The sequence below is a fragment of the Halobacillus kuroshimensis DSM 18393 genome (genome assembly GCF_000425705.1).
Classification (GTDB): Bacteria; Bacillota; Bacilli; order Bacillales; family Halobacillaceae; genus Halobacillus; species Halobacillus kuroshimensis.
The window spans coordinates 379,139-391,802 of record NZ_AUDY01000009.1; the positions used below are offsets into that span (position 1 = coordinate 379,139).

At 46.8% G+C, this 12,664-nt stretch carries 11 protein-coding genes; 9 read left to right on the forward strand and 2 right to left on the reverse strand.

Annotation, left to right across the window (positions count from 1 at the left end):
- Positions 1 to 9: 9 nt before the first annotated feature.
- The 4 genes from H615_RS0109800 (at position 10) to lhgO (ending at position 4,869) form a co-directional block, all read left to right on the forward strand.
- Positions 10 to 1,443 carry an aldehyde dehydrogenase family protein gene (locus H615_RS0109800; RefSeq protein ID WP_027954981.1) on the forward strand — a complete coding sequence of 478 codons (1,434 nt, stop codon included), beginning with the start codon at positions 10 to 12 and terminating at the stop codon, positions 1,441 to 1,443.
- A 56-nt stretch (positions 1,444 to 1,499) separates the two neighbouring features.
- A complete protein-coding gene (locus tag H615_RS0109805; RefSeq protein WP_027954982.1) occupies positions 1,500 to 2,399 on the forward strand; it encodes an AEC family transporter in 900 nt (299 codons plus the stop codon).
- A gap of 304 nt (positions 2,400 to 2,703) precedes the next feature.
- Positions 2,704 to 3,639, forward strand: coding sequence for a glutarate dioxygenase GlaH (gene glaH / locus H615_RS0109810; RefSeq protein WP_051254658.1), 936 nt, complete (start codon positions 2,704 to 2,706; stop codon positions 3,637 to 3,639).
- A gap of 18 nt (positions 3,640 to 3,657) precedes the next feature.
- Positions 3,658 to 4,869, forward strand: a complete 1,212-nt coding sequence (gene lhgO / locus H615_RS0109815; RefSeq protein ID WP_027954984.1) for an L-2-hydroxyglutarate oxidase — start codon at positions 3,658 to 3,660, stop codon at positions 4,867 to 4,869.
- 149 nt (positions 4,870 to 5,018) lie between these two features.
- On the opposite strand, the gene H615_RS0109820 is transcribed toward lhgO, so the two are convergent.
- Entirely contained in the window at positions 5,019 to 5,324 is a 306-nt protein-coding gene (locus tag H615_RS0109820) for a DUF3870 domain-containing protein (protein WP_027954985.1), read from the reverse strand.
- 13 nt (positions 5,325 to 5,337) lie between these two features.
- Positions 5,338 to 6,396, reverse strand: a complete 1,059-nt coding sequence (locus H615_RS0109825) for a DctP family TRAP transporter solute-binding subunit (RefSeq protein ID WP_244877739.1) — start codon at positions 6,394 to 6,396, stop codon at positions 5,338 to 5,340.
- 85 nt (positions 6,397 to 6,481) lie between these two features.
- On the opposite strand from H615_RS0109825, the gene H615_RS0109830 reads away from it, so the two are divergent.
- The 5 genes from H615_RS0109830 (at position 6,482) to H615_RS0109850 (ending at position 12,588) form a co-directional block, all read left to right on the forward strand.
- The gene (locus H615_RS0109830; RefSeq protein WP_027954987.1) at positions 6,482 to 8,104 is read left to right on the forward strand and encodes an ATP-binding protein; all 1,623 of its coding nucleotides are present in this window, start codon (positions 6,482 to 6,484) and stop codon (positions 8,102 to 8,104) included.
- Positions 8,079 to 8,768 (forward strand): response regulator, encoded by a 690-nt coding sequence (locus tag H615_RS0109835; RefSeq protein WP_027954988.1) that lies wholly within the window; start codon positions 8,079 to 8,081, stop codon positions 8,766 to 8,768. The genes H615_RS0109830 and H615_RS0109835 overlap by 26 nt, the downstream gene beginning before the upstream one ends.
- A 132-nt stretch (positions 8,769 to 8,900) precedes the next feature.
- Complete coding sequence (locus H615_RS0109840; RefSeq protein ID WP_027954989.1) at positions 8,901 to 9,896, forward strand: TAXI family TRAP transporter solute-binding subunit; 996 nt, start codon at positions 8,901 to 8,903, stop codon at positions 9,894 to 9,896.
- 38 nt (positions 9,897 to 9,934) lie between these two features.
- Positions 9,935 to 10,429 carry a DUF1850 domain-containing protein gene (locus H615_RS21190; protein ID WP_051254660.1) on the forward strand — a complete coding sequence of 165 codons (495 nt, stop codon included), beginning with the start codon at positions 9,935 to 9,937 and terminating at the stop codon, positions 10,427 to 10,429.
- Positions 10,429 to 12,588 carry a TRAP transporter permease gene (locus H615_RS0109850; RefSeq protein WP_244877740.1) on the forward strand — a complete coding sequence of 720 codons (2,160 nt, stop codon included), beginning with the start codon at positions 10,429 to 10,431 and terminating at the stop codon, positions 12,586 to 12,588. The genes H615_RS21190 and H615_RS0109850 overlap by 1 nt, the downstream gene beginning before the upstream one ends.
- Positions 12,589 to 12,664 lie beyond the last annotated feature (76 nt).

A 12,664-nucleotide genomic window follows, 5' to 3' on the forward strand; every position in this document is an offset into this window, starting at 1 on the left:
GTTGTTGTGATGAATAGTATTGCTACAAGTTATTCGTTTGGGTTATTTATTGATGGAGAATGGCAGGAGACAGAACAAACATTGAATGTATGGAACAAATACAATCAATCAAAGGTAGGGGAAACGGCAGTCAGTACTGCAGCTGATGTGAACAAAGCTGTTGCTGCGGCGAAACAGGCTCAAGGTACTCCTTTTTCTCTATACGACCGCTACGAAGTGTTGTTAAAGGTCGCTCAGTTACTGCGGGATCATGTAGAGGAATTTGCGGAAATCATAGCCAAAGAAGTTGGGAAGCCCATCAATGAAGCCAGGGGGGAAGTCGGCCGTTCGGCTTTAACGTTAGAGAATTCTGCGGAAGAAGCAAAGCGGATTCATGGCGAGGAAATTCCCGTTGAAGCTGCCCCGGGATCAGAAAATCGCAAAGCCTTTACAAGAAGGTATCCTGTCGGTGTTGTGGCAGCCATTACGCCCTTTAATGTTCCTTTAAACCTTGTCTGTCATAAAGTTGGCCCTGCTATTGCAGCAGGGAACAGTGTCGTTTTGAAACCCGCAGAAGAAACGCCATTATCTGCATTATTACTTACTAAACTCTTTGAGGAAGCCGGGCTGCCGAAAGGAAGACTAAATGTTCTCACTGGAGAAGGACGTGAAGTTGGTCCATTGCTTACCGCTAACCAGGAAATAAACATGTTTACTTTTACAGGAAGTCCACAGGTGGGGGAGCAGATCCGCAGGGAAGCCGGACTTAGAGATACCGCTCTTGAGCTTGGCAATAACTCGGCCACTATTGTGCATAACGATGCCGACGTCAATCAAGCGGCTCAACTTGTGGCTCAGAAAAGTTTTAACAATGCCGGGCAGGTGTGTATCTCTGTTCAACGTGTCTATGTGCATAGGGATGTCTATGAGGTGTTTATGGAGAAAGTGAAAGAAGCAACTTCCCGGATCAAGTTAGGTGACCCTTTGGATTCCGCCACCCAAATGGGGCCGATGATTGCAGAAGAAGAAGCCATTCGGGTTGAAAAATGGGTGAACGAAGCGGTTGCAGAAGGAGCTGTTGTTGAAACCGGCGGAAAGCGTGAGGGCGTTTTTTACCACCCAACGGTCCTCTCTCATGTTCATGCTGATATGAAGGTTTGCAGACAAGAGGTATTTGGTCCGGTTGTAGCGGTTCAGCCTTATACAAACGAAGATGAAGTCATCTCTCTTGTTAATGATTCTGAATATGGTCTTCAAGCAGGCCTGTTCACAAATAATTTAGCTTTGGCAATGTACGCAGCTGATCGTATTCATGTAGGCGGACTGATCATCAATGACACGTCAGGGTACCGGGTTGATCATATGCCGTATGGTGGAGTCAAAAAAAGCGGGACTGGAAAAGAAGGTCCACGCTACGCTATTGAAGAAATGACAGAAGAAAAAATTGTCGTATTTAACTTGTAAAGGGAAAGGGAGTCATGGTGACTCCCTTTCTTAATTTAAATTATAGGAGAAAGATGATGGAATTTATTACAATTCTGCTGCCCATTTTCCTCGTTTTCGGCATTGGTTTTGCAGCTCAGAAGATTCTGCAGTTTGATACGTCAGCCTTCTCGAAATTAGCGCTTTATATCCTTGTCCCTTTTCTCGTGTTCCAGACTTTTTATGAAGAAACCATTACATTCTCCTATGTTTATATTTCCATTTATATGCTCGGGCTTTGTGTAACGATTATTGCTATTGTAACCATTTTATCAAAAGTCAGAGGATACTCGGAGAAAGAAAGATGTGGGTTGGTGCTATCCTGTGCATTTACGAACAATGGAAACTACGGAACTCCGTTGGTTTTATTTTTATTCGGAACTACAGGGATGGATACAGCTATTGTCCTCATGGTTCTCCAACAGCTGCTTATGAGTACTTTAGGAGTTTATTATGCAGCTAAAGGGGGAGAGGGTGGAAGTGGTGTGAAAGACGCACTCCGTTCCGTCCGCCGTATGCCAATGGTTTATGGGGCGTTGATCGGATATCTCTTTCAGACCTTTGACCTCAGCATCGGTGGACTGGAGGGTGGGGTGGATTTAATTGCAGGTGCGGCCATCCCTTTAATCATGCTGACTTTAGGAATGCAGCTGGCCAATATAAAAGTGACAGGCTTGGAATATCGAAAAGTATCAACAGCTCTAATTATCAAGCTTATCGCAGCTCCAGCTATTGCAGCTGTCATCGTATGGGGATTGCCTGTTGATCCTTTAATGAAACAGATCATGATCATTATGGCCGCTACTCCTACCGCTGCCAATACAACGATGTACGCCATTCAATTCCAGACCGAGCCACAAACGGTTACAAGTTCAACTCTTTTTACAACCCTTATCAGCATTCTTACGATTCCTGTAGTTATATATTTGGTCACTTAACATCCTCAAATAATGATAAGTTTATACGTAGTCGTTCCTTTCTAATGGATATTTACATGTTGACAGAAAATTGTAAAAGATATAATCTTAGAAATAGAAAGCAGACCTTAAAAAAGGTATCCCCTTTTCCGTTCGGTCTGCCATGAACGTTGTAGCAATACCAAACTGTTAAAACTGCCCCATCTCCATGATCCGGAGACCATCCGCAGTTTAAAGCCAGTTTTCCTTTATGGGGAAGACTGGCTTTTTTTCATATCCAGGCCTGGATGGAAAACCTACTCTATTATAAAAAAGGGGAATGTTTATGTGTGCTGTAGACGTTAGAAAAGAACAAATGCCGGTTTTTTCAGGAAACGGATATACGATCCGCCCTCATGAAAAGCATGAACGTTTGTATACGATTGAATTGGATACAGAGGCGGTTCGGAAGTTTTTAGAGGACGTGAAAGATATCAGTGATGAACAGCTGGAGTATATTCCTTACCAGCGGCTGTTGACGGCTCAAGCTTTAGTAAACGTGTTGGATGAAGATTTCCAAAAGCATGTGACGTCTATTCTGAATGACAGAAGATCCGGCGGTTTTACCACAGGTGTTCAGGGAACGACGATGGATACTCAGGATTATGTGAAATTTTCAACTGCGTTTTCGCACCTGGCAGGTATTCCGAATTTTGATGCGATGTCGAAAAAATATTACGCTCGTTTTTCTGTCCAACATACGGATGACAGTGATTCCTACCTGCGACAGGCTTACCGGAGGTTTACCCTTCATACGGATGGGACGTATGTGGATGAGCCGACAGACTGGCTGCTCATGATGAAAATGGAAGAGGAAAATGCTTCGGGCGGTAATTCCCGCCTTCTTCATCTGGATGAATGGGAGGACCTGGACTATTACAGCCGTCATGCGCTGGCCGACTACCCGTTTACGTACAAAGCCCCAGCGAGTAAAAATGTTAGTGAAGAAGTGCAGCGGCAGACGTTTTATACGTGGAACAATGAGCCGTGCATCTGCTTTATTGACCAATTCGTCTATCCAGAAACGATCACACAGGCACAGTATTTAAAAGATCTATCCCATTCAATGGAGAACTCGGAAAACTTAGTGGAGCTTGAACTTCCAACAGGAGATCTGGTGATGCTGAACAACCGCTTCTGGCTGCACGGACGCGGAGCTTTTGAGAAGAATACCGATCTCCACAGAGAGCTTCTCCGACAGCGGGGACGATTTTTCAAGTAAAAGGCAGGGGGCTTCTATATGTATGATTATGTGATTATCGGGGCTGGTATTGTCGGGCTCTCGACAGCGTACGCATTACGAAACAAGGAACCGCACGCTTCTATCGCGGTTGTGGAAAAAGAAACGGAAATTGCGGCTCATCAAACTGGCCGGAACAGCGGAGTGATCCATTCAGGTGTGTATTATAAGCCCGGCAGTCTCAAAGCTAGAATGGCTGTTCAAGGCAGAAATTCCATGGTGAAGTTCTGCGAGGAGCATGAGATTCCCCACGACGTCTGTGGGAAAGTGCTTGTGGCCACAGAGCCCGAGGAACTGCCGCGGATGGAAGCTCTATATGAACGGGTGGGGCAGAATGGGCTGCATGTGACAAGACTTTCGCAGGAGGAGCTTCATGATGTAGAGCCTCATGTGCATGGGCTGTCTGGATTGAAGGTGCCGACGACAGGCATTGTCGACTATAAAGAGGTCAGCCGGAAGCTTATGGAACAATTGAAAAAAGGAGGAGCCGATGTTTTTCTCGGTTCTCCTGTCCAGGATATTGTAGAAAAAAAGGATGAGGTTATCATCGAGACACCCGGACGTACCATTCATTCCCGGTATATGGTCAACTGTGCGGGGCTGTTCAGTGATCGGATGACAGCGATGAGCGGCATTCATACGGATGTGAAGATTGTCCCGTTCCGCGGGGAATATTTTGAGTTGGTGCCGGAAAAACGTCACCTCGTCAAAGGCTTAATCTATCCGATTCCCAACCCGGACTTCCCTTTCTTAGGGGTTCATTTAACGAAAATGATGGATGGGGGCGTTCATGCCGGACCGAATGCGGTGCTGAGTCTTAAACGGGAAGGTTATCGCAAAGTGGACATGGACTGGAAGGACATGAAAGAGGTTTTAACGTTCCCTGGTTTTTGGAAGCTTGCAGGAGCCAATATGAAGGAGGGGATGAAAGAGATGGTCCGCTCCTTCTATAAGGAAAGCTTTGTGAAGAGCCTGCAGCGTCTCGTTCCCGAAATCAACGCGGAAGATATTGTACCGACGGATGCCGGTGTACGCGCACAGGCGATGTTGAAAAATGGAAAGCTCGTGGACGATTTTTATATTATTCCAGGGAAACGGACGGTTCACGTATGCAACGCCCCTTCCCCGGCAGCTACTGCTTCGTTGGAAATCGGGAAGGAAATTGCTGAAAAACTGCCCGGGCTGGGAAGGGAACGTGTTTCGATAAGCTGAGTAAAGAAACCTCGTTAATAGTGTTTATCCGTTCTTTGGAATGATTTCCGGTGCAGTCGTCTCTAAGGAAAGCGGAGGTCGTGCACGATCCAATAAAAAAACCCCGTACAATGATTCAATCATTGTACGGGGTTTTACATACTAAACCATTATTGATGGAGAAGGTACTGCTTATGTGCGTCTTTAAGGGAGGCTTCGAGAGCGTTCCCTGCTTTACCCAGATATCCTGTTTTTAATTCAGCTGCAGGCTCTTCCACACCGTCCTGTAAACTGTAGCCTTTCAGTAACGCTTTGACGAAACTTCGTCCGTGTTCTGTAGCAAGTGTACAGGAAGCATCGACGATGACGCCATACTTTCTGTCCACTTCAAGCGTCAGTGTTAAAGATTCCGAGATATGATTGGCGGCCATCCCTGCTGGGAGTTTGGCGTGGCCGGCTACGAAAATCGTTTTCATTTGTACGCCTCCTTCACTGGTCGGTGATTTGATCAAGTTCCTGCATCAATTCTCTGCCCACGAATGCTTCTGTTTCTATGTAGACGGGTTCGAGCGCCTGCCGCCATATGTTCTGCTGCTCTTGATTTAAATAATGGATGCTGATCGAGTCGGTGCGCTTTAATTCCCTGAGGTGGGCATCGTTCGTTTCAATAGAATGGCGGCGGATCCATTCCGTTGCATCCTCCATGGATGTTTCAATGATTTCTTGTTGTTCGTCGGACAGGTTCTTCCAGAAGGTTTCATTTGTAAGGACGATGTAGCCGAGATAGCCATGGTTGCTGATGGTTAAGTGATCTTGTGTCTCGTAGAGCTTTTTCGTATAAATGTTGGACGTGGTATTTTCCTGGCCATTGATAAATTCAACATGCAGGTTTTCGTAGGTTTTATTAAAGGGCAGCAGACTTGTACTTGCGTCCAGGGCTTGAAACTGCCTTTCGATCACCGGACTCGGCATTCTGCGGAAATGCATCCGTTCAAAATCGCTCGGATGAAGGAGAGACTCACTGGTACTCGTCATTTGTTTGAAGCCGTTATACCAGAATCCCATTCCTCTCATATCTGATTTGTTCAATTCAGCAAGCAGCGTCCGCCCGATTGTACCCTCATAAGCTTTTCTAACTTCTTCATAGGAAGAGAAAGCATAAGGGAGGTCCAGAATTTGAAAACCGGGATACTCTGAAGTGAGCTTAGACGTAGCAGGAGCAATCATCTGTACACGGTTTTCTTTGAGAGCCTGCTGTTCGTCCTGATCGTTATACAACGCCCCATTGGCATAGATTTCTACTGACACGGTGCCATTTGTACGTGCTTCCACGAGCTCCGCAAACTTACGCGCGGCCAAACCTTTTGGTGTGTGTTCAGACGTGACATGGCTGAATTTGATGACGACCTGATCTTCCAGGCCTTCCTGTTCATCATCATATTCCAGCGTTTGTACGGTATCTTTGAGGTCAAAACCGAAAACGAAAGCCGCCAGCACTCCGCTGCATATAAAGAGAGAAATGAGTGCGAACGTTCTCAATGACAGCACTCCTCTGAAATCGTTTACACAAGTGTACCATAATTTGTGTGGAAGATGATACACTGGAAGAACAAAAGGGGAAAGGAGCAGATTCATGTCATTGAAACGCATGCCGATTCGCTGGAAGATTACCATTCTATCGTTTGGTATGGTCCTTTTCTCATTATTGATCGGTGGAATTCTCATTGTCGGTCATACGGTCGAAACAAAAGAAGAAGAACTGGGAGAACGGGCGCTGTTGACCGGACAGACCATCGCAAGCCTTCCTGAAATTCAGAGCCATCTCAAAGAACCCAGGGGCTGGGAGAACATTCAACCTCTGGTCGAACAGATGCGTACCGTCTACCAGTCGAACTACATCGTTGTTTTGAACATGAACCGGATCCGCTACTCGCACCCTGTCGAGGAAAATCTGGGCACGTTGTCTTCCGGAAGAGATGAAGGACCGGCCTTTGCTGAGCACAGTTATACCTCCAAAGCGAAAGGAGAATCGGGGACAGCCGTGCGCGGGTTTGTCCCTGTAATGGATGAGAACCATGAGCAGATCGGTGTCGTGATTGTCGGTGAAATCCTTCCCTCCATGAGAGCAGTCATATGGGAAATGAAAAACGAAATAGGCCTTGTTCTTCTTCTCACCTCTTTATTCGGGATGGCCGGATCCTGGCTGCTTGCGCGTCATTTAAAGGAGCAGATGTTTGCTTTGGAGCCTCACGAAATTGTTCAGCTTTATGAAGAACGGACGGCAGCCTTCGAAGCCATGAATGAAGGAATCGTGACTGTGGATACGGCTGGAAAAGTGACATTAATCAACCAAAGGGCAAGGTCCCTGCTGGATGTTACGGGCTCACCGACAGGGCATTCTATACATACTATCGTCCCTGGTCTGAAACTCGGCCATGTCCTTGCTGGTGGAGAGCCTGTGTTGAATCGTGAGATCCGTGCAGGGATGAAGCTTCTTCTTGCTACGTGTATTCCGATCAAAGTAGAGGATCGATATGAAGGAGCCGTTTTGATCTTTCAGGATCGGACCGAGGTGACACGGCTCGCTGAAGAACTGACAGGAGTGAAAGCTTTTGTTGATGCCCTGCGGGTACAAAACCACGAGCATCGCAATAAGCTTCATACTATCGCCGGTATGATTCAGCTGGAACAGAACGATGCAGCCCTGCAGTATGTATTTGACACATCAGAAAAACAGGAGAAGCTGTCACGTTCCCTTCTGGCCACCTTCCAGGATTACAGCATCGCCGGCCTCCTTCTGAGTAAAATTGCCAGAGGAAAGGAATTAGGGATTGATGTTTCTGTAGAGGAAGAAAGCGGATTGATGGTATTTCCCCCGCTCTGGGACCATCATGACCTGGTGCTTATATTGGGAAATCTGATTGAAAATGCCTTTCACTCCTTTGAAGGGATCCAACAGGATGAAAAAACGATCCGGGTTACAGTTATACAGGACGACGAAACGTGCTCCATCATCGTTGAAGATAACGGGATGGGGATGAGCCCTTCGGTCAGCCGGCAGATGTATAAAAAAGGCTTTTCCACGAAGGGAGATCATGGGTCCGGCATTGGGTTGTATCTTGTCAAAAACCTCGTGGATCAAGCCATAGGAAAAATAACCGTGAAATCTGCGGAGGGACAGGGAACAACCATCATCATTGATGTACCACTTATCATCGAGGAGGGACAGGATGAGCAGACAGTTAGAAACGCTTGAAGTTCTTTTGATCGAAGATGATCCAATGGTTCAGGAAGTCAACCGGCAGTTCATTGAAAAGGTGCCACCTTACAAGGTGCAGGCCATTGCTTCCAATGGAAAAGAGGGTGTTGCACTTGCCTCCCGACATAACCCTCAGCTGATTGTCATCGATGTGTACATGCCTGAATTGGATGGAGTAGAGACATTGAAAGAACTCCGTGCGAACGGTGTTCAAGCGGATGTGATTGCTATTACGGCTTCAAAAGAGAAAGAAACCATTCGGACGATGTATCAGTACGGAGTGATTGACTACATCATCAAGCCGTTCAAATTTGAACGGCTGCAGCACGCACTGGAAAAGTACAGAACCTACCGGACGGCTGTGATTGGAAATGGAGAGCTCAGTCAGACCCAGCTGGATGAGCTGTTTGGATCGACAGTCCCAGCAGAAAATAAGGTGCTTCCTAAGGGATTGAATGAGCAGACACTGAAACAGGTGGTCCATGTATTGAAATCCTCGACGCACCCACTGTCGGCGGAGGAAGCGGCTGAAGCGATCGGGGCAGCCCGTGTCACGGCAAGGAGGTATCTGGAATATCTTCAGAAAGAAGGATCGGTCGTCATTGATATTCAATATGGAACGGTAGGCCGTCCGGTGAACCGCTACCGGATAAAACCTTGACTCTCTCCTCGTATGCAGGGGAGTTTTTTTATGAACAAAAAGACCAAAATGTTCATTATGTCCGTAATATTCTCAATCTAATTTGTAAGCGTTATCATTATTTTTAGAATATTACGAATTGGAGGCAATTCTATGATGAAGCGTGTTTTTCTTATATCTGTACTGATTCTTACGGCATTTTTAGCGGCCTGCGGAGGCAGTGGAGATTCAGAAGAGGCATCCGGGTCCGGTGAATCAGGTTCAGAATCGATTGTATTAGGTACAGGTGGTACATCAGGAACTTATTATCCCATTGGTGGAGCGGTCAAACCCGTATTTGAGGAAAGTGAAACTGTGGACAATGTCACCGTGGAATCAACTGGGGCTTCTGTCGCGAACATCCAGAATATTAAAGATGGTTTGAATCAGATGGCCATCATTATGAGTGATGTCGGTTATGATGCAATAGAAGGGCAGGGGCAGTTTGATGGAAATGCGGTTGACGTTCAAGCGATGGCGGGAATGTACCAGAATGTTGTCCAGATTGTCGCTTTAAAAGACAGTGGGATTACGTCTGTAGCTGATTTGAAAGGCAAGAAAGTCGGAGTTGGAAAAGTCGGTTCCGGCGTAGAGCAGAGTGCGAAGAAAGTCCTGGAGGCAGAGGATATTACCTATGATGATCTTTCCAAAGTGACGCATACCGGCTATGCCGACAGCGTGCAGGAAATGAAGAATGGAAACCTGGATGCTGCCTTCTTCACATCAGGGGTACCGAACAGTAATATTACCGATTTGATGCAGCAGACAGACATCCAGTTTGTCGAAATCAGCGGGGAGACAGCCAAGACGCTGATGGACAAGTACCCTTTCTATAAGGCGAATACGATAGAGGCTGGCAATGAAGCGGCGTATGATCTTGATGAAGCAGTGGAAACGGTTGGTATTCAGAACATGATTATCGTGTCCAAAGATTTGAGTGAAGACGTCGTTTACGACATGACCAAACGGTATTACGAGTATTTAGGAACAGAAGAAGTTTCCGTTGGAGCGTTAAAACAGCTGGACAGAGATGAAATTGCGAAAGGCCTGATTGCTCCGCTGCATCCAGGTGCTGAGAAATTCTATGAGGAACAGGGAATTTTAGAGTAAAGGAGAGGGGCATCGTTGATCCGGTGCCCTTTATTACGATGAGAATTTTCTATGTGTTTCTAATCGGTCTATCAGCCGTGTCTCTGTTCTCAGCCTTTTATTCTTTAGAAGCGCTGACATTGATTAAAGAAGGAAAGATCACAGCTTTATACCTTACAGATTCGGAGCAGGAATTCCGCATCCGCTGGAATCATTCGGTTGAAAAAGAAGATTGGGAAGAAATATTCATCGTCCAGGATGGCGGGATCACCCTGACAGGGACACGCTTTAAAACTTTTGGAGCCGGTGTACCCCATGATACAGGCGATGATACGTATGTCGAGGACGGCTGGGTGTATATGACAGGCATTCACCAGCCGATTGGAAGTGAGCTGGTCGTCCGTACAGGGGAAGCAACCGAACACCGCCTTTTCTATGGAAAGGATATCACGTACCAGCTGGATGAGAAGAAGGCTTATCGGGTTGTTGTCCGTCGGATGACCGTCTGGAGGTATGTTGTTTTAAAAGCACAGGGGTGGAAGGGAGAGGAATGATGATGAACAAACAGAACAGTGAAACTGCAGAAAAGTATGACAGGGAAAGTACGACGAGAACGGACTTTGTAAAGCCGATGGCGATAGCGATTTCCGTCCTTGCGATTTCATTATCCTTATTTCATTTGTACACGTCCTATGCCGGTTCCCTTGTGGATGTAAAACAAAGGAGCATCCACTTGTATACGTTAATGACACTCGGATTTCTGCTGTATCCTTTTGTTAGGAAAAGAGGAAGCAGGAAAGTTCCGGTTTATGATTACATCACGGCCGGTCTTTCAGTATTTGCCGGCTTGTATATGTTTATGACGGCCGAACGGATTATCCAATCCGGAGGGCAGATCAACGATATGGATTTTTACGTAGGGATTCTCATTCTGCTTCTTTTATTTGATATTACGAGAAGGGTGACGGGGTGGGGGCTTACCCTGCTGGGACTTGGCTTTTTGGTTTACGGCTTTTATGTGAAATTGTCTGTCTATCCAGATCTGAACAGCGTCATTGTTACGAGTGTGGCGAAGCAGATCATTGCCCAGCTCATCTTCATCACCGAAGGGGTGCTCGGAACAGCCATCGGGGTGTCGGCGAGCTACATTATCCTGTTCATCTTATTCGGTGCTTTCCTAGCCCGGTCCGGTATGGGGCAGTTGTTTAATGATCTGGCCCTTGCCGTGGCCGGTCATACGAAAGGTGGCCCTGCCAAAGTGGCGGTCATCGCCAGTGGTTTTTTAGGATCCATTAATGGATCAGCGATTGCCAACGTCGTCACAACAGGAACGTTTACCATTCCACTAATGAAAAAAATCGGCTATAAAAAGAACTTTGCCGGTGCCGTGGAATCCGCGGCCAGTGTAGGTGGACAGATCCTTCCTCCGATCATGGGGGCTGCTGCTTTTATTATGGCGGAAAATTTGAACGTCCCTTACACGAAAATCATTCTCGCCGGGATTATTCCCGCTCTTTTGTTCTATGTAGGGATTTTACTTCAGGTTCATTTCCGGGCAGCAAAACGGGGTCTGCAGGGACTGCCTAAAAGTGAACTGCCGTCTGTAAAGGAAGTCATCGCTGAACGCGGACATTTAATCATTCCGATGCTCACCTTGCTTTACTTGTTGTTTTCCGGCAAAACTCCGTTTTATGCGGCGTTTTGGTCGATTATTGCCACCGTCGTCATTGCCGGGACGAGCAAAATGATTCCTATTATCCTCGGAATCTCTATGTTTCTCATCTTCCAGCCGCAACTGTCTGCGGTTCTGTCCGGAAGCGCCGTACCGAATGTACGGAGTGATTGGTGGGAGCTGCTGCTTATCGTAGCCGTTCCACTTGCGATTAACCTATGGAGAAAGCGTCTCCGAATTAAAGGGGATGAAGTAGGCGTGGTTGATTGCTTGAAGGCTTTAGAGGAAGGCGCGAAAACAACGGTGCCCGTTGCGATTGCCTGTGGAGCGGTAGGGATTGTTGTAGGGATTGCCTCTTTAACAGGGGTAGCCCTGGAAATTGCCAACAGTATCGTAAGTATCGGAAGTGCGGTGAACAGTCCGCTGATCCAGCTGATCATTACGCTCGTTCTGACGATGATCACGTCAATCATTTTAGGCATGGGACTTCCAAGTATTCCGACGTATATTATTACAAGCACGATGGCGGCACCTATCCTTCTCCAGCTTCCGTTGTATAGAGAACTGGCAGGATCGACGGAAACCGCGACGTTTGTGGCCCACATGTTTGTGTTTTACTTTGGTATCTTTGCCAACATTACTCCACCTGTAGCTTTGGCGGCCTTTGCCGGAGCCGGAGTCGCAGGCGGTGATCCGAACAAAACCGGTTTCCAAGCGATGAAGCTGGCGATTGCCGGATTTATTGTGCCCTTCATGTTTGTATTTTCGCACGAAATGCTGATGGTGGATGCGACGATGATGAACATTGTGACGATTACCGTTACGTCCCTCATAGGCGTTTTCCTCCTGTCCATCATGACAGAGGGATACTTGAAGACGAAGGTTTCCACCGGCTTCCGTTTTCTTGCCGGAGCAGGCGCACTGCTGCTGATTTATCCAGGGTTGTGGACTGACTTTATTGGATTGGCAGTCTTTGTGGTCATCCTTCTATTCAACTTTAGACAGACGAATGCAGTCAGCGAGCAGAGGTCTGCTCTTTAAAAAAATACAGCATTCCGACCCCTGGCGAGATTCAAAAATCACGTCAGGGGATTTTGTTTTAAAGGCCTCTTCCAGA